The sequence below is a fragment of the Salibaculum halophilum genome (genome assembly GCF_002094885.1).
GTDB classification, from domain to species: domain Bacteria; phylum Pseudomonadota; class Alphaproteobacteria; order Rhodobacterales; family Rhodobacteraceae; genus Salibaculum; species Salibaculum halophilum.
In genome coordinates, this window is record NZ_MSIT01000013.1 from 42,597 (window position 1) to 59,737 (window position 17,141).

Below are 17,141 nucleotides of genomic sequence, written 5' to 3' on the forward strand. Positions count from 1 at the left end.
CGCGGGGCAAGTGACGGTTTTGTAACACCGCAAAAGACCCGCCGGGCTTTCGCGCGGCGGGTCTCGGGTGTGTTGGATCGGGCGATAAGGCTCTGTCAGGCGGCCTTGGCCAGTGGCACCTCGGTGCCCTCGATCAGGTCGGCGTGCAGCGCCTTGATGACGGCATCGCGGCTGTCACGGTCGACGATGTATTGCACATCCACGTTGCGCGGGCCCTGCGTGGCGCCGATCGCCTCGTGCCCGGCCTTGGCGATGGCCTGAAGGCCGCGAGTCAACACGGACAGGCCGCGCAGGTCGCGCCCGATGGCCGAGACGACCGAGACGGTGCGCGTGGTGATCTCGGCCCCGGGATAGGCCGCCGCGATGTCCCTTTCCACGCGTCGCATCGTCTTCAGCGAGGTATCGAGGTAATGCGTGATGGTATTGGCGTTCGACACCTTGGAGACGATGCGCACGTCGTGGCGGCGCAGCACGTCCAGGATCGTGGCGTCGTAGCCCTTCACGCCGACCATGTCCTGCTCGAAGACCTCAAGCGTGACGATATCGAGGCCCGTGACGATCTCGACCGCCGCCCGCTCGGCGCGCTGGTCGTCGATCAGGGTGCCCGGGTCGCCCGGCTCGAAGGCGTTGGTCACGCGCAGGGGTATCTCGGCCTGGCGCAGGACCTTGGCCGCCTTGGGGTGGATCGCCTCCATCCCCATGTTCGACAGCTGGTCGGCGACGTCGTAATTGGTCCGGCCCAGCTTGCGCACGGCCTCCGCACCTACCAGCTTGGGGTCGCAGGAGGACAAGTGGAATTCCTTGTGAATGATCGCCTCGCGCGCGCCGGTCAGGGCGGCCAGCCGCGAGAACGTCACCTCGGAATAGCCGCGGTCGAACTCGCGCATCAGCCCCTCGGCGCATTGCGCATAGCCGGTGACGATGGGCAGTTCCGTGTCCGGGTCTACCCCCGCCATGGCCGAGGTGATGCGTTCCTCGAGGGTCACGTTGCCCTCGTCGCGCCAACCCGAAAGATCGACGCAGCGCGCATTCACGCCGGCCCGCTGCAACAGCAGCGTGGTGACAAAGGCGGCGTGCGATTCGCCCAGGCCCGACAGAAGCTCGCGAATCTGCAGCATGTGTTCGGCCAGGCGGAAGTGACCGTAGGAACACAGACGCTGCAGGTCGATCAGGCAGTTGCGCGCCCCGTCAATGCGGTCGCGCACGAAGTCGTCGGCCTGGTCGATGTCAGCGGGGTTGTCCAGCACGGCCTTGTGCGCCGCGATCATGGCGTCAGCGACGCGGGTCAGCCCGTCGTGCCAGCCATGCCCGGTGTCGGACTGCGCGAACTGGGCATAGACTCCTTGGTCGCCGGTCTTCTTGTGTTCGAGCAGCAGGTCGGTGATCCCGCCGAAGGCCGAGACGACGAAGACCCGGCCATAGAGCGATGTGCCGCTGCGATCCCCGATGAAGAGCGTGTCGCGCAACTCGTTGACGCGAGACATCGAGGTCCCGCCGATCTTTTCCACGGTATGGGCCATGCTCGGCCTCCTTGTCCTTTGCCTCAGCTTTCGTCGGGTGCCGCGTAGGAGCCGTCCTCGCGGTGCACCTCGCGGCCCGTCACCGGCGGGTTGAAGCAGCAGGCCATGACCAGTTCTTCGTGGGCGACAAGGCGATGCTTGTCGTGCTGGTCCAGCGCATACATCACGCCCGGCTTGATAGGGTAGGTCGTGCCCGTGGCCAGGTCGGTGATCTCGCCGGTGCCCTGCATGCAATAGACGCTCTCGAGGTGGTTCTTGTAGTGGAACGTGTGGTCCGACCCCGCCTCGAGGAAGGTGACATGGAACGAAAAGCCCATGTTGTCGTCGGCCAGCAGCATCCGCACCGAGGACCACTGCGCGTCGTAGACCACGCGGTCGGGCTGGTTTGCGGTGATGTCGTGAAAGTCGCGAACGATCATGGGGTCACTCCGCCGCGATCCGGCTGTCGGCGACAACCTCGCGGGTGGATTGCATCAGGATGTCGAAGCCCTTGCGGAAGGTCTCCATCGAGGTGGTCAGCGGCGCGAGGATCTTGACGACCTCGTCGTCGCTGCCCGAGGTCTCGACCACGAGGCCCTTTTCGTAAGCGCGCGCGCAGATCTTCTCGGCCAGCTCGCCGCTACCCACGTCCACGCCCTGCATCAGGCCGCGGCCCTTGAGGTAGGCGCCGGGGATCATCTCGGCGATCTCGTTCAGGGCCGTGGTGATCATGACGGTCTTGTGCGCAAGGTCCTGCTGGAAGCTGTCGTCCGACCAGAACTTGTAGATCGCGGTCTTGGCCGTCACGAAGGCATGGGTGTTGCCGCGGAAAGTGCCGTTATGCTCGGCCGGGCCGAAGACGTCGTATTCGGGGCGCACCAGCACCAGCGCCAGCGGCAGCCCGAAGCCCGAGATCGACTTCGCCATCGGCACCAGGTCGGGCATCACGCCCATCTCCTCGAATGAGAAGAAGGTGCCGGTGCGGCCGCAGCCGGCCTGGATGTCGTCGACGATCAGCAGCGCGCCGTGTTTCTTGGCCACCTCGGCGACCCCGCGCACGAACTCCGGCGAGGCGGCGTTCAGCCCGCCCTCGCCCTGCACGGTTTCCAGCATGATCGCGGCGGGCGCGTCGATGCCGCCCGAGCCGTCCGACAGCATGCTGTCCAGCAGGGCGACGGAGTCGACGCCCTTCGCGAAATCATCGAAGGGCAGGCGCGTCACGCCCGAGGTATCCATGCCCGCGCCGCCGCGGTGATAGCCGTTGCCGGTGGCGGCCAGCGCGCCCATGGTCACGCCGTGAAACCCGTTGGTGAAGGCGATGACATTGGTGCGGCCGGTGGCCTTGCGCGCGATCTTCATCGCCGCCTCGACGGCGTTGGCGCCGGTCGGGCCGGTGAACATCACCTTGTGGTCCATGCCGCGCGGTTCGAGGATGTGGGTTTCAAGCGCGTGCAGGAAATCACCCTTGGCATCGGTGTGCAGGTCCAGCCCATGGGTGATGCCGTCATTGGTCATGTGCTCGATCAGCGCGGCCTTCATGTCCGGATCGTTGTGCCCGTAGTTCAGCGACGAACAGCCGGCGAGAAAGTCGATGTAGGTCGTGCCGGTCTCGTCGGTCATGGTCGAACCCTGCGCCTTGGTGAAGACGGCGGGCATGCCGCGGCAGTAAGAGCGTGCCTCGCTCTCGCGGCGCTCGAAGATCGACTCGGTCTTGGTCATGTCCTTGGCCATGATGTGTCCTTTCAGGATAATCTCGGGGGATGGGGCCGGGCGCGCGGAAGTCAGGCCGCGCGGCGCAGCGGCACCGGGGCGGGCAGCTCGATCGTCACCATGTATTCGGTGTCGTGGCGGCCCTCGAAGTGCGCCTCTTTCTCAAAGTGGGGTTCGTCCGACAGCGCGCCGCCGATGTGGCGCGCGAAACTGCGGAACAGCCCCCAAGAGGCGTCGTTGTCCTTGGTGATCGTCGTCTTCAGGTGGGTGGCGTCGGCGCAATTGCTGCGCTCAATCAGGTGGGTCAGCATCTTGCGCCCCAGCCCGAGCCCGCGAGCGGCGTCGCTCACCGCGACTTGCCAGACGAACAGCGCATCCTCTGCGGGGATCATGTGGCCGGAAATCCAGCCGACGATGTCGCCGTCCAGTTCGGCCACAACGCATGTGTCGCGGAAGTGGTCGGCCTGCACGAGGTTACAATACATCGAGTTCTCGTCGAGCGGCTTGCACGCCTTGATCAGCTCCCAGATCGCCGCGCCGTCGGTCGTCTCCGGCTTGCGCAGAACGAGCGCGGGCGGGCGCGGTTTGGCAGTGTCTTCGACTGTGTCCCGGGGCATGGGAAGTGACCTCTCTGATTGTTCGGGAAGCTAATTAGTATATCCGGTCGAGTAGTTCAACCTTCAAAGCACGTCTTTGCCGTCAAGCGCGCACATAGCGCGGTTTCAGCATACCGTATCGTTCAGTTTTTGGCCTTGAAAGAAAGAGTGATGCTTCGACTTGCGAACAGTCTGAAAAATTCCTTAGGCAATTGAAGGACCGGTCAGACCGTGCCATACTTGCAACATGTCAACAGCCTTTCCCGACCGTACCGACGAGAGTCTGATCGCCCTGCGCCGAATCCTGCGCGCCACGGAATGGTTTGCGCGCGATCTCGCCCATGCGGCGGGCCTCAGCCCCGCGCAGCTGCGGGTGCTGCAGATCGTGGCCGAGCGTGACAGCGCCACGCCCAAGCTGCTGGCGCGGCAGATGGGCGTCAGCCAGGCCACGGTCACCGCGCTGGTGGACAAGCTGGTCGCGCGCGGGCTGGTCACGCGGGTGCCGTCCGAGCAGGACCGCCGGCAGACCAACATCGTGGCCACCGACCTGGGCCGCGAGCGTCTGGACGACGCGCCCGACGCCCTGCAACAGCGCTATGTCACGGCCTTCAAGCAGCTGAAGGACTGGGAACAGGCGCAGCTGGTCTCGTCACTGGAACGGGTGGCCGACATGCTCGACGCGCAGGACATCGACGCCGCGCCGGTGCTGACGACGGGCGACATCCGCTCGGGGCGCCGGGGTTAATCGCCGCGCGCCAGCCAGGCCTCGAACCGGCGCGCGCGCAGGGCTTCGGTGTTGGCATACCAGGCGTCGTCGCGGATCAGCGCCCGCCCGCCGTGCTGCGGAGCATTGGGCAAATGGGCGCGCATCGGGATGCCGGTGTCCGGGTTCAGCCCGATCCGCGCGAAGGCCGAGGCCCGCGTCGGGCCATACGGGATGCGTTCGGCCAAACGCGCCATGGCCGCGGGCCGCGCGGCATGGGCCACGAAGGCGCGGGCAGCGGCGGGGGTGTCCGTCGTTGCGGCAATCGCCCAGACTTCGGTGCCTATGATGCGCCCGTCCCAGACGATATCAAGCGGCGTGCCCGACTGCGCCTCGTCGAAAAAGCGCCCGTTGAACCCCGCGGCCATGACCGCGCGCTCCTCGGCCAGCATCCGCGCCGGCTCGGACGGGTCCGACCACCACAGGATGTCGTCGCGGATCGCGTCCAGCCGGCGAAAGGCAAGCCGCAGCCCGCGGTCGGTGCTCAGCAACCCGTAGACCTGTTCGGGCGGCACCCCCTCGGCCAGCAGCGCCCATTCGAGGATGCCGTCCGGGCTGCGCTGCACCGCGCGGGGGCCGGGAAACCGCTCGGTGTCGAAGAAGTCCTCGATCCGGGTGGGCTTGATGCCGGGAAAGGCGCGGTCGTCATAGGCCATCACCCGGGCATAGGCGTTCTGCGGCACGGCGCAGCGGTCGGGCCGCCGGGGCGTGAAATCGGCCAGGGCGTCGCGACTGAACATCTCGCGCGGGCGCAGGCGCAGTAGCAGGCCCTTGTCGCAGGCCACCCGCGCCTGGTCGGCCAGCATGTCGATCACGTCCCAGCCTTCGGCCGCGCCGCGCGCGTCGAGCGCCGACCAGGTACCATCGTAGCGCGCGACCGTAACATCATGCCCGGTCTCCTCGGCAAAGGGCGCGATCACCGCGCGGCGCTGCGCGGCCTCGTAGGCGCCGCCCCAGGACACGACGGTCAGCTCCTGCGCGGCCAGGGGCGCGGCCCCGAGGGCCAGCGCGAGGGCAAGCTCAGACAGACGCATTTTCCTCCTCCCTCAGGCGTGCGGATTCATCCAGCCAGGCGGCCACGACATCGGCCTCGGACACGGCACCGAGATAGGTGCCGTCCTGCGCCACGACCGGCACCGCATCGCCCACGAAGCCGCGCAGGCGCGCCATGGCCTCGGCCAGGTCCGTGCTGTCGGCAAAGACCAGGCCGACCGGTTGCGCGCGCTCGGCCACGGTCGCGGCTCCGGCCGCGGGGTCCGGCGTGTAGACGCCCAGCAAGCGGTCGTCGGCATCCAGCACGAAGGCCTCGCGCCAGCCCTGCGCGGCCAGGCGGCGGTCCACCTCGGCGGGGGCTTCCCCCGCGCGGGCGGTCACCGTCTCGGGGGTCAGGTGCTCGACGATGCGCAGCGCGGCCATGTGCGGATGGTCCCGCCCCTGCGAGAAATCTATGCCGCGCCGGGCCAGCTGTTCATCGAAGAGCGACCGCCCGAAGACCCGGTGCGAGACCAGGTTGGAAAAGACCACGGCGACCATGGCCGCGATGGTCACGTCGTAGTTCCGCGTCAGCTCGAAGACGATCAGGATGCAGGTCAGCGGCGCGCCGATCACGGCGCTGGCAAAGCCCATCATCCCGGCGATGGCATAGATGGCCGCGCCCGAACTCGGCACGCCCAGCGCTCCCGACAGCAGGGTCCAGAACAGGACGCCCACCAGGCTGCCGATCAGCAGCGAGGGGCTGAAGGCCCCGCCCGAGAACCCGGCCGCGATGCAGAGCGCGGTCAGCGCAACCTTGGCGCCGATCAGCACCACCAGTTCGCTCAGACCGAAGGCCCCGTCGATGGTAGCAAAGCGCAGCGTCGCGGTGCCGATGCCCAACACGTCGGGCAGCACCAGCGCGGTCAGCCCCACGGCCAGCCCGGCCAGCGCGGGTCGCAGGGCCGGCACCGCGATCATCCGCGCTAGCCGGGGTCCCAGCGCCAGCAGCAACCGCATGAACCCCACGGCTGCCCCCGCCACCAGCACACCCAGCAGGGCGACCAGCGCGAATTCGTAGCCATGCGCGACGCCGGGAAAGTCGATACGGAACAGCGCCGGGCGCTCGAAGACCACGTTGGCGATGACATAGCCGGTGACCGAGGCCACGGTGACCGGCGCGAAGGCCCGCGTGGCGTAGTGGCGCAGCACGACCTCGTGCGCGAAAAGCACCCCGGCAATGGGGGCGTTGAACGCGGTCGAGATCGCCGCGGCCACGCCGCAGCTGACCGCGATGCTGGCCAGGCCGGGGATGCCGAGCCGCAGCCGATGCGCCACGCCACCGAACAGCGCGCCGAGGTAGACCATCGGCCCGTATTGCCCGACAGAGGCCCCGGCCCCGAGCGACAGCGCCGCCGTCGCGGTCGAGACCAGCCCGCTGCGCAGGTCCGGCAGGGGGCGATGGAACTGCACCGCCTGGATCACGTCGGGCGGCCCCAGGGGGCGCCCTGCCGGCGACAGGTGCCGGTGCGCCAGCCCCACCAGCAGGCCACCCAGCGTCGGCACCAGCAGCGTCGCCGCGGCCACCAGCCGGGGCAGGCTTTCCCATTGCACCCGCGCCTTGGGCGCGACCAGCAGCAGATCGTTGAGCAAGGCGACTAGATCGACCAGCGCGATCGCGGCCAGCGAGGCCGCGCCCCCGACCACCAGGGCCACGCCGATCAACACCAGCATCCGCAGCTGGGGCGACGGGGCGGGTGGGTCGGTTTCGTCTCGCGTGTGCGTGGGCATGGCCGGGTGTCCTCGGCACCGTGTCGCCGCGAGCCTAGCCGCGGCACGCCGGCCCGTCGAGACCGGCGCGGCGGCCTACCCGGCGCTTACCGCGTCGAAGAAGCCGGGCGTGGCCCGGCCCAGCAACTCGCGCGCCAGGGCCGCGCCCATGGCCGGCCCGTCGGCGACGGCCCCCGACAGTTCGCCGGAATGCACCTCGGACCCGTCGGGGCGCAGGATTTCGCCGCGCAGGCGCAGCCCCTCGGGCGTGAACTCGGCCAGACCGCCGATGGGCGTCTCGCAGGAGCCGTCCAGCGCCGCCAGGAAGGCGCGTTCGCAGGCCAGCCGCACCCCAGTGTCCGCGTCGTGGATCGCGGCCAGCATCCCGGCGACCCGGTCATCATCGGCGCGCCGCTCGATCCCGATGGCGCCCTGCGCGACCGCCGGCAGCATGTCCTCGGGGGCGATGGCGGCGCGGGCGACCTCGGCGCGGCCCAGCCGCCGCAGCCCCGCCATGGCCAGGAAGGTGGCCGCCGCCACACCGTCCTCGAGCTTTTTCAGCCGGGTCTGCACGTTGCCGCGGAACTCCACCACCGTCAGGTCGGGCCGGCGCGCGCGCAGCTGCGCCTGCCGCCGCAGGCTGGAGGTGCCCACCACCGCGCCCGCGGGCAGATCGCCCAGCCCGCCGTGATCGAGCGAGACGAAGGCATCGCGCTCGTCCTCGCGCGGCAGGTGGCAATCCAGCGCCAGGCCGGCGGGCTGCTCCACCGGCATGTCCTTCATGGAATGCACGGCGATGTCGATCCCGCCCGCCAGCATGGCCTCCTCGATCTCCTTGGTGAAAAGGCCTTTGCCGCCGATCTCCTTGAGCGGCTTGTCCGCGTCGATCATCGCGCGATTGTCGCCCGTCGTCTTGATGACCACCACCTCGAAAGCCGCCTCGGGCAGGCCATGGGCGGCGGCGAGCCGGTCGCGGGTTTCATGGGCCTGGGCCAGCGCCAGCGGCGAGCCGCGCGTGCCGATCTTCAGGGGGCGGTCGGAAGAGGGGAGGTCCTGCGTCATGCCCTGCTTCTAGACGCCGCATGCGCGCGTGACAACGGCTTGACTTCCCCCCGCGCAACTGGAACCTCGATCCCGTTGATAGGAGGTTCCATGACCGACAAGACGATCCTGCGCGCCCTCGCGGGCGAGACTCTGCCCACCCCGCCGATCTGGATGATGCGCCAGGCCGGCCGCTACCTGCCGGAATACCGCGCGACGCGGGCGCAGGCGGGGGACTTCCTGTCGCTGTGCTTCACCCCCGACCTGGCCGCCGAGGTGACACTGCAACCGATCCGCCGCTACGGCTTCGACGGGGCGATCCTCTTTGCCGATATCCTGCTGGTGCCGCAGGCGCTTGGCGCCGATTTGTGGTTCGTCACCGGCGAGGGGCCGCGCCTTTCGACGATCACCGACCAGGCCGGGTTCGACGCGCTCAAACCCGCCGAGACGGTGCACGACCACCTCTCCCCGATCTACGAGACCGTTCGCATCCTGTCGGGCGAATTGCCCGCCGAGACGACGCTGATCGGCTTCGCGGGCGCCCCCTGGACCGTCGCCACCTACATGATCGCCGGGCGCGGCACCCCCGACCAGGGCCCGGCCCATGCGCTCAAGTCCGAGAACCGCCCTCTGTTCGAGGCCCTGCTGGACCGTATCACCGAAGCCACGATCGAATACCTGTCGGCCCAGGTCGAGGCCGGGGCCGAGGTGGTCAAGGTCTTCGACAGCTGGGCCGGATCATTGACTGGCGAGGATTTCCAGAAATACGCCATCGCCCCCGCCCGCCGCATTACCGCCGCGCTCAAGGCACGCCATCCGGGCCTGCCGGTCATCGCCTTCCCGCGCGGCGCGGGCGAGAAATTCGTCGGCCTTCACGCGGAAATCGGCGCCGATTGCATCGCGCTGGACGACGGCGTGTCACCGGAATGGGCCGCCGAGACCGTGCAAACCGACGGCTGCGTGCAGGGCAACCTCAAGTCGTCGCACATGGTTACGGGCGGCGAAGACCTTGTCTGCGAGACCCGCCGCGTGGTCGAGGCGCTCTCGCACGGCCCGCATATCTTCAACCTCGGCCACGGCATCACGCCCGACGCGGACCCCGAGAACGTGCAGCTGATGATCGACACGATCCGGGGCACCTGAGGGGCAGATGGCCGCCGCCGCGTTCCAGCCCCTCCCGCTCGGCACCGACCGCCGCGCCGGGATCGAGATCGAGTTCGGCGGCCTGACCGAGACCGAGGCGGCGCGGATCGCAAAGCGCACCCTCGGCGGGGAGATTACCGCGTGTGGCGATCACGAGTTGCGCCTTACGGGCTGCACCCTGGGCGATCTGAAGATCTACCTCGACACCGCCCTGCGCGACCGCCTCGACGGGCCGCTGGCCGAGATCGGGCTGGACCTGTCGCGCGCGCTCGTCCCGGTCGAGATCGTCACCCCGCCGCTGACCTTCGAGATGTTGCCGCAGGTCGACCACCTTTGCGCGGCGCTGCGCGAAGCCGGCGCCGCCGGAACGCGCGACGGCCTCCTGCTGGGCTTCGGGCTGCACCTGAACCCGGAAATCCCGGGCGGGACTGTCGATGATCTTCTGCCGACGCTCACCGCCTATGCCCTGCTGGAGGACCGGCTGCGCTACGGCGGCGAGATGGACGTCGCGCGCCGCGTCCTGCCCTTTTCCGACCCGTTCCCGCGCGGCTTCGTCGATGCCCTGGCCGGCGCGCGCGGATGGACGCTGGAAAATCTCTTCGACGCCTGCCTGTCGCACAATGCCACCCGCAACCGCGGCCTGGACATGCTGCCGGTGCTCGCCCACCTTGACCCCGAACGTGTGGACCGGGCGCTGGATGGCATCGGCGCGGTCTCGGGGCGCCCGGCCTGGCACTACCGCCTGCCCGACTGCCGCATCGACGAGGCCGGCTGGTCCGTCGCCGCCGAATGGAACCGCTGGGTCCTGGTGGAACAGGTGGCCGCCGATGCTGCCCTGCTCGACCGTCTCAGGACCGCCTGGCAGGATCACCGCGCCGCGCTGACGACCCTGCGCCCGGACTGGCGCGCCCAGGTCGACAATATCCTCGGCCGGGCCGGGCTGGCCTGATGCGCCGCCCGCGGATCGCGGTGACGACCTCGGCCCGGTCGGGCTGGCGCATCTTCCCGCTGGTGGCGCTGAACGTCAGGCTGTGCGGGGGCCGGGCGGTGCGCTGGGGCGCGGGCCGCCCCGCCGACCTGGCCCGGGTCGACGGGCTGATCATCGGCGGCGGCGACGACATCTCGCCCGAGCTCTACGGCGGTGCCCTGCACCTTTCCGCCCGGATCGACCCGGCGCGCGACGCGCTGGAACTGCGGCTCGCCGAAGAGGCGCTGGCGCGCGACATGCCCGTCCTCGGCATCTGCCGCGGGGCGCAGATGATCAACGTTGCCGCGGGCGGCACTCTGGATCAGGACGCCTACGCCAGCCACGGCGCCAGCCCCCGGCACCGCACCATCCTGCCGCGCAAACGGGTGCGCCCCCGGCCCGGCACCGCGCTGGCCCGCATCGCCGGACCGTCAGAGATGACGGTGAACGCCTTGCACAGCCAGGCGGTCGACCGGGTCGGCGCGGGGCTGCAGGTCGCAGCCCGCGACGACGGCGGCATGGTGCAAGCCGTCGAGGCGACCGCGGCGCGCTTTGCCCTTGGCGTGCAATGGCACCCAGAACACCTGTTCTATGCCCGGCGCCAGCGGGCGCTGTTTCGCGCGCTGATCGGGGCGGCGCACTGACCGGGACGGCGGGCGGGGCGATGGCGCAAGCCGAGCGGCGCCCCGCCGTCACACCCACTTCGCCAGGGGCGGCAGGCTCATCAGTACGGCGTTGGCGTCATGGCCCGTCTCCAGCCCGAACTTGGTGCCGCGGTCGTAGACAAGGTTGTATTCCGCATAAAGCCCGCGATGGACCAGCTGTGTCTCCCTGTCCGCCTCGGTCCAGGGCAGGTCGCGCCGGGCCTCGACACAGGGCAGGAAAGCCGGCAGGAAGGCCCGGCCAATGTCCTGCGTCAGGGCGAAATCGGCCTCCCAGTCGCCGGTGCAGTAATCATCCATGAAGATACCGCCGACTCCGCGCGCCCGGTGCCGGTGCGGGATGTAGAAATACTCATCCGCCCAGGCCTTGAGCCGCGGATGGTGCTCGGTCCCGTGCGGGTCGAGGTACGCCTTCTGCGTGGCATGGAAATGCGTCGTGTCCGCGTCGTACGCGATGCAGGGGTTCAGGTCCGACCCGCCCCCGAACCACCAGGCATGCGGCGTCCAGAACATCCGCGTGTTCATGTGCACCGCCGGGGTGTGCGGGTTCTGCATGTGCGCCACCAGCGAGATGCCGGCCGCCCAGAAGCGCGGGTCCTCGGCCATGCCCGGCAACCCCTTGCGCGCCATCATCGCGGCCTGGGCCTTCTCGCCCAGGGTGCCGTGGACGGTCGAAACGTTCACGCCGACCTTTTCGAACACCCGACCGCCGCGCATCACCGACATCAGCCCGCCGCCGGCGTCCTCGCCCGCCGCGCCGGTGCGGCGGGTCTCGGACACCTCGAAGCGGCCCGGCGGCGCCTCGGCGAAGGGCCCCGTCTCCTGCGCCGCCTCCAGCGCCTCGAAGGCGGCGACGATCTCGTCGCGCAGGTCACGGAACCAGGCCGCGGCGCGGGCCTTCTGCTCGGTCATCTCATCGGCGGCCATGGCGCTCCCTCTTGTTATTGCCTAGCATCGGCCCTTAGCATCCTTTGGACAGCACGGCCAAGGTCCACCGGTCCGGCCCTGCGCATACGTCAACATCCAGGCATCGCCCCATGAAACACATGCTTTTTCTGCTGCCGCTCGTCCTCCTGGCCGCCTGCGCGACCCCGCGCGAGGCCTGCATCAGCGACGCCCGGGCCAAGTTGCGCCTGCTCGAGTCGCAGATCGACACCGCACAGGGCAACATCGACCGCGGCTACGCCCTGGCCGAGGTGCAGGACCTGCGCACCGTGACCCGGACCTGCACCGGCACCAACGAGGACGGCAGCACCTTCACCTTCCCCTGCGAGGAAACGCGCACCTTCACGCGCGAAGAGCCCGTCGCCATCAACGTCGCCGAAGAGCGCGCCAAGCTGGCCGACCTGCGCGAGCGCCGCAACGCCGAGGCCACGCGGGCCGAGGAGCGCATCCGCCAGTGCATCGCCATCCACCCGGAATGAGCTAACGGGCAATCTGACGGTCAGTGCGCCGGTGCATCCACCGGGTCGATCAGGGTGCGCCCGCCGTCCACGGTGATGATCTCGCCGGTGACGAAACCGGCCGCATCCGAGGCTAGGTATTGCACGGCGTCGGACACCTCGCCGGGGCCGGCGATCCGGCCCAGCGGCGTGTGGCCGATGATCTCGTCGCGGAACCCCTCGTTTTCCTTGAGCGCGCCCTTGAGGCTGGCGCTCATGACAGAACCGAAAGCCACCGCGTTGACGCGGATGCGGTGCGGGGCCAGCGCCACGGCCATCGATCGCGTCATCTGGTCCAGCGCGGCCGAGGATATGGAATAGCCCAGCAGCTCGGGATTGGCCCGGCGCGAGGCGATGGAACTGAGGTTGATGATCGACCCGGCCGGGCCGCTTTCCTGCCCTTTGGCCTGCTTGATCATCCGTTGCGAGATGGCCTGGGTCAGCCGCAGAGAGGTCATCAGGTTCTGCTGGATCAGCTCCTCGACATTGTCCGCCGCCGGGTCGAGCGGGTCCGACGTCATCATCTGGCGCGAAGCATTGACCAGGATATCGACCCGGTCGTAGGCGTCGATGGTCATGGACAGAAGGTTGGCGATGGAAAGTTTCTGCCGCAGGTCGCAGGCGAAACTGCGATAGCGCGCCCCGTCGATGTCCGTCTTGCCCAGTTCCTGTTCCAGCCGGGTCTCGTCCATGTCGGCAAAGACGACATTGGCCCCCTGGTCGACGAAATGCCGGCCCACGGCCAGTCCGACGCCATTGGCCGCGCCGGTGACGATGGCCGTCTTGCCCTCGATCGAAAAGCTCATGTCGGTCTCTCGCTTCCTGACGCCGATTCCCGGGGGGCCAAGCTAGGGCAATTCACCGCCGCGGGCGAGTGGCGCTGATCAGCTTGAACGCCTGGTCGCCGCCAACGTCCTGCACCTGCGCGAACAATTCCCGCAGACGCGCCTCGTAGGGCAGGTGCCGGTTGGCGACAAGGTAGAGGTGGCCCGCGGGTTTCAGCAGGCGCGCGGCGGTTGCCAGGAAGGCCTGCCCGATTTCCGGCACGCCTTTGCGCCCGCTGTGAAAGGGCGGATTCATGACCACGGCGTCATAGCGGGCCTCGGTGCTGAACCTTGTCGCATCGGCCCAGAGCGCGTGCGCGCGCGGATCGGCAATGTTCTCGGTCAGGCAGTCCAGCGCCAGCGCTTCGGCCTCGATCATGTCGAGGTGGGTCACACCCGGGTGATCCAGCACCGCCGCCGAAAGATAGCCCCAGCCCGCGCCGAGGTCGGCCACCCGGCCCGAAAGCGGCGGCAAAGCCCCGGCCAGCAGGCGGGAGCCGGGATCGACCTTGCCCTCGGAAAAGACGCCGGGCTGCGTGCGGAACCCCTCCACCCGCTGGTCGGGCGCGGCCCAGTCCGGCGTGCCCTCGGGCGAGAACCAGAACAGCCGCCCGTGCGCCTTGCTCAGGCTGCCCGCGACGGGCGCCCAGCCGCGGCAGGCCTTGTAGAGGCTGTCGACGCCGTCCGTGCGGGCGCCATCGACGATCACGATGTCGGTCGCCTCTTGCCGGGCTCGGCTGACGAGGCGCCGCGCCAGGGCCTTGGACCGGGGCACCACGACAACGACGGTCGGAACCGGACCATCACCAGCCGCCGCATAGCCGCGCGCTGACCATGCGTCGTGATCGGGCTTGAAGCCGTGGTCGATTTCGACCCGGGCCCGGTCCAGCGCGGTAAGGTCATACGCGGCAGGCGGGCGCAGCACGCGCACCCGGCCGGCTGGCAACACCGGCGCTGCGCTGTCCAGCGCGAGGGTCAGGCGGGAGTGTGTCATCCGACGGGGAACCGGCGCGGGGCCTATTCCTTTTCCATCGTGCATTGCAGCGGATGCTGGTGACGCTGCGCCAGATCCATGACCAGGGCGACCTTGGTCTCGGCGATCTCGTGGCTGTAGACGCCGGCCACGGCGACGCCTTTCTGGTGGACGGTCAACATCAGTTCCACCGCCTGCGCATGGGACATGCCGAAATAGCGTTCAAGGACATGCACGACGAATTCCATCGGCGTGTAATCGTCATTGAGGATCAACACCTTGTAGAGCGGTGGGCGCTTGGTCTTGGTGCGGGTGTCGACCTTGACACCGACGTCGCCGTCGTCATCCTGATCCTTGCCTGACATCATGTAGGTCTTGTGCAGCATGGTGATCCCGTGTCCTGCGGCGCACTCTCTTCGCCGGAGACATATAACTTCTAGGGGCCGTGTGAAAAGGGGGGCGCGCGCCCCCGGTGTCGAAGGGGAGGCACGGATTTGGGGGGTGGCAAACACCGACCCCCAAGATATGCCGAACCGTGTATCAAGGACACAACAAAAGGCGTTGAAAATAACATATTTTCCCGGCGCGCGGGCCGTGCTAGTATTTTTCAAAAGAGGGGCCGGAAAATTGGTCCCCACGAGGCAGACTCTCCGTGAGGCAGACAAAGGGCAGTGGCGTGAAACGTCGATGGAACGCTCCCGGTGTGGCCGGGCTACTCATGTTGTCAGTGATGATCATGGCCGCGCTCGCGCCCGCTCCCGGACGCTCGGCGCCCTATGCGGCGATGGTGATGGACGCCCGCACCGGCGAGGTGCTGCACTCGCGCAATGCCGACACCCAGTTGCACCCGGCGTCGCTGACCAAGATGATGACGCTCTACATCGCGTTCCAGGCCGTGGAGCGCGGCGAGATCGGCCTCGATGACATGGTGCGCATCACGCCGCTCGCCGCTAACGAGCCGCCCTCGAAACTTGGCCTGCGCGCGGGCCAGCGGATCCGGTTCCGCTACCTGATCCGGGCGGCGGCCGTGAAATCGGCCAATGACGCGGCCACGGCCATCGGCATCGCGCTGGAAGGCAACGAGGCCGCCTTCGCCCGGCGCATGAACGCGACGGCCCGGGCCATGGGCATGACCCGCACCACCTTTCGCAACGCCCACGGCCTGACGGAAAGCGGGCACATGTCCACCGCCCGCGACATGACCATTCTAGGGCGGCACGTCATCTACGATTTTCCCCAGTATTACAATCTGTTCTCGCGCATCAAGGCAAATGCCCATGTCCGCACCGTCTACCATACGAACCGCAGCTTCCTGCGAGCCTATCGCGGTGCCGACGGGATCAAGACCGGCTACACCCGCGCGGCGGGGTTCAACCTGACCGCCTCGGCCGAGCGCGGCCAGGAACGCATCATTGCGACAATGTTCGGCGGCTCCTCGACCTCGGCGCGCAATGCGCGCGTGGCTGAACTCATGGACATGGGCTTTGCCCGCGCGCCCAGCCGCGCGCGGCTGGCCCGGCCCAGCCCCGCCCCGTCCTTCGCGGGCGGCGGTGGCACGCGCAACACCCGCGCCAGCGGGCTGGTCAGCCGCTCGCTGCGGCCGCGGCTGCGGCCCACCCCGGAAACCGCCCCCGCCGAGGCGATGCTGCTGGCCAATGCCGAGATGATCGAGAGCGCGGTGACCGAGACCCTCGAAAGCGCGACCGCCCGCGCGCCGCAAGCCGCGCCGAGTCCGCCGGCACGCCCCGGCGAGACCGCGCAATCGGAGCCGCAAGTGGTCACGCGGATATCGACCTCGGGCGGGCGCCACTGGGGTGTCAACGTCGGCCGCTACGGGTCGCGCTACCAGGCCGAACGGGTGCTGCTGCGCGTCGCGCTCAACGAGATGAGCACGCTCGACGGCGCGCTGCGCCGCGTGCGGCAGAGCCCGCGGGGCTTCGACGCCAATTTCATGGGCCTGACCCGCGACAGCGCCGAACTTGCCTGCACGCGGCTGCAGGCGCGCGGCACCTCGTGCTTCATGATCGGGCCGTCCTGAGCCGCCCCGTGACACGAATTGCCGTTCAACCGCCCGCGCCGTCCACCTTTCCGACGGATCAGCCCGAGACGGGCGTCCGCCTGCACCGGGTCATTTGCGTGGGGCGCAACTATGCCGATCACGCCCGCGAGATGGGCAACGATCCCGACCGCGAGCCGCCGTTCTTCTTTCTCAAGCCGGCCGGCGCGGTGGTGCCCTCGGGCAGAACCATCCCCTATCCGCCCGCCACCGACGACCTGCATCACGAGGCGGAATTGGCCGTTCTGATAGGCACAGGCGGCGCGGATATCGCGCCGGAAAGGGCGTTGGCGCACGTCTGGGGCCAGGCCGCGGCGAACGATCTGACCCGCCGCGACCTGCAGGCACGGGCCAAGCAGATGCGGCGCCCCTGGGACATGGCCAAGGGCTTCGACAATTCCGCCGTGCTGGGCACACTCCACAATGGCGCGGACCTTGACGGCGACCGGTCGATCCGATGCCGGGTCGACGGTGCCCTGCGCCAGGAGGCGCCGCTCTCGGCGATGATCTGGCCGGTCGCGGAGATCATCGCCCACCTGTCGCGCCTGCTCACACTGCAGCCCGGCGACCTGATCCTGACCGGCACGCCAGCAGGGGTCGGCCCCATCGCGCGTGGTCAGACCTGCACGGTCGAGATCGACGGCCTGACCCCGGCGACGGTCACGTTGGACTGACGCGGGACCAAAATTCTGGAATTTTGGTCCTAGAGTGTGTCGCGTTCAT

Annotated in this window: 18 protein-coding genes; 7 read left to right on the forward strand and 11 right to left on the reverse strand. The window is 68.9% G+C overall.

What is annotated here, in order from left to right; all coding sequences use genetic code 11:
* Window positions 1-95: 95 nt before the first annotated feature.
* From BU124_RS10045 to ectA, 4 genes are read right to left on the reverse strand one after another with little or no spacing between them, the layout of a single operon-like run.
* The gene (locus BU124_RS10045; protein ID WP_084863332.1) at window positions 96-1,520 is read right to left on the reverse strand and encodes an aspartate kinase; all 1,425 of its coding nucleotides are present in this window, start codon (window positions 1,518-1,520) and stop codon (window positions 96-98) included.
* Window positions 1,521-1,543: 23 nt separating this feature from the next.
* Complete coding sequence (locus tag BU124_RS10050) at window positions 1,544-1,939, reverse strand: ectoine synthase (protein ID WP_084863335.1); 396 nt, start codon at window positions 1,937-1,939, stop codon at window positions 1,544-1,546.
* Between the two features lie 4 nt (window positions 1,940-1,943).
* On the reverse strand, window positions 1,944-3,230 hold the full coding sequence (gene ectB, locus BU124_RS10055) for a diaminobutyrate--2-oxoglutarate transaminase (protein WP_084863337.1): 1,287 nt from the start codon (window positions 3,228-3,230) through the stop codon (window positions 1,944-1,946).
* A 50-nt stretch (window positions 3,231-3,280) separates the two neighbouring features.
* Window positions 3,281-3,826 (reverse strand): diaminobutyrate acetyltransferase, encoded by a 546-nt coding sequence (gene ectA, locus BU124_RS10060; protein WP_084863339.1) that lies wholly within the window; start codon window positions 3,824-3,826, stop codon window positions 3,281-3,283.
* A 226-nt stretch (window positions 3,827-4,052) separates the two neighbouring features.
* Here ectA and BU124_RS10065 point away from each other — a divergent pair, with 226 nt between their 5' ends.
* Window positions 4,053-4,550, forward strand: a complete 498-nt coding sequence (locus tag BU124_RS10065) for a MarR family winged helix-turn-helix transcriptional regulator (RefSeq protein WP_084863342.1) — start codon at window positions 4,053-4,055, stop codon at window positions 4,548-4,550.
* Here BU124_RS10065 and BU124_RS10070 read toward each other — a convergent pair.
* The 3 genes from BU124_RS10070 to hemC form a co-directional block, all read right to left on the reverse strand.
* Window positions 4,547-5,602, reverse strand: coding sequence for an extracellular solute-binding protein (locus BU124_RS10070; RefSeq protein ID WP_084863344.1), 1,056 nt, complete (start codon window positions 5,600-5,602; stop codon window positions 4,547-4,549). The two genes, BU124_RS10065 and BU124_RS10070, sit on opposite strands and share 4 nt — an antisense overlap.
* Window positions 5,589-7,331 (reverse strand): chloride channel protein, encoded by a 1,743-nt coding sequence (locus BU124_RS10075; protein ID WP_084863346.1) that lies wholly within the window; start codon window positions 7,329-7,331, stop codon window positions 5,589-5,591. Before BU124_RS10075 ends, BU124_RS10070 begins: the two co-directional genes overlap by 14 nt.
* Before the next feature lie 75 nt (window positions 7,332-7,406).
* Window positions 7,407-8,372, reverse strand: coding sequence for a hydroxymethylbilane synthase (gene hemC, locus BU124_RS10080; RefSeq protein WP_084863349.1), 966 nt, complete (start codon window positions 8,370-8,372; stop codon window positions 7,407-7,409).
* Between the two features lie 90 nt (window positions 8,373-8,462).
* Between hemC and hemE the strand changes: the two genes are divergently transcribed.
* From hemE to BU124_RS10095, 3 genes are read left to right on the forward strand one after another with little or no spacing between them, the layout of a single operon-like run.
* Complete coding sequence (gene hemE / locus BU124_RS10085; RefSeq protein WP_084863351.1) at window positions 8,463-9,494, forward strand: uroporphyrinogen decarboxylase; 1,032 nt, start codon at window positions 8,463-8,465, stop codon at window positions 9,492-9,494.
* Window positions 9,495-9,501: 7 nt separating this feature from the next.
* Window positions 9,502-10,443 carry an amidoligase family protein gene (locus BU124_RS10090; protein ID WP_084863354.1) on the forward strand — a complete coding sequence of 314 codons (942 nt, stop codon included), beginning with the start codon at window positions 9,502-9,504 and terminating at the stop codon, window positions 10,441-10,443.
* A complete protein-coding gene (locus BU124_RS10095; protein WP_084863356.1) occupies window positions 10,443-11,105 on the forward strand; it encodes a gamma-glutamyl-gamma-aminobutyrate hydrolase family protein in 663 nt (220 codons plus the stop codon). Before BU124_RS10090 ends, BU124_RS10095 begins: the two co-directional genes overlap by 1 nt.
* A gap of 48 nt (window positions 11,106-11,153) precedes the next feature.
* Here BU124_RS10095 and hemF read toward each other — a convergent pair whose 3' ends face one another.
* Window positions 11,154-12,050, reverse strand: coding sequence for an oxygen-dependent coproporphyrinogen oxidase (gene hemF / locus BU124_RS10100; protein WP_084863359.1), 897 nt, complete (start codon window positions 12,048-12,050; stop codon window positions 11,154-11,156).
* Window positions 12,051-12,160: 110 nt separating this feature from the next.
* Between hemF and BU124_RS10105 the strand changes: the two genes are divergently transcribed.
* The gene (locus BU124_RS10105) at window positions 12,161-12,547 is read left to right on the forward strand and encodes a hypothetical protein (protein WP_084863362.1); all 387 of its coding nucleotides are present in this window, start codon (window positions 12,161-12,163) and stop codon (window positions 12,545-12,547) included.
* 20 nt (window positions 12,548-12,567) lie between these two features.
* On the opposite strand, the gene BU124_RS10110 is transcribed toward BU124_RS10105, so the two are convergent.
* Genes BU124_RS10110 through clpS form a run of 3 tightly spaced genes read right to left on the reverse strand, consistent with a single transcriptional unit; the run spans window position 12,568 to window position 14,748 of the window.
* A complete protein-coding gene (locus tag BU124_RS10110) occupies window positions 12,568-13,371 on the reverse strand; it encodes an SDR family NAD(P)-dependent oxidoreductase (protein WP_084863364.1) in 804 nt (267 codons plus the stop codon).
* Between the two features lie 52 nt (window positions 13,372-13,423).
* A complete protein-coding gene (locus BU124_RS10115) occupies window positions 13,424-14,383 on the reverse strand; it encodes a class I SAM-dependent methyltransferase (RefSeq protein WP_084863366.1) in 960 nt (319 codons plus the stop codon).
* 23 nt (window positions 14,384-14,406) lie between these two features.
* Complete coding sequence (clpS, locus tag BU124_RS10120) at window positions 14,407-14,748, reverse strand: ATP-dependent Clp protease adapter ClpS (protein ID WP_143529950.1); 342 nt, start codon at window positions 14,746-14,748, stop codon at window positions 14,407-14,409.
* 344 nt (window positions 14,749-15,092) lie between these two features.
* Between clpS and BU124_RS10125 the strand changes: the two genes are divergently transcribed.
* Both BU124_RS10125 and BU124_RS10130 read left to right on the forward strand, forming a co-directional pair.
* The gene (locus tag BU124_RS10125; RefSeq protein ID WP_425442461.1) at window positions 15,093-16,400 is read left to right on the forward strand and encodes a D-alanyl-D-alanine carboxypeptidase family protein; all 1,308 of its coding nucleotides are present in this window, start codon (window positions 15,093-15,095) and stop codon (window positions 16,398-16,400) included.
* 8 nt (window positions 16,401-16,408) lie between these two features.
* Complete coding sequence (locus BU124_RS10130; protein ID WP_084863370.1) at window positions 16,409-17,092, forward strand: fumarylacetoacetate hydrolase family protein; 684 nt, start codon at window positions 16,409-16,411, stop codon at window positions 17,090-17,092.
* The last annotated feature ends 49 nt before the right edge of the window (window positions 17,093-17,141 follow it).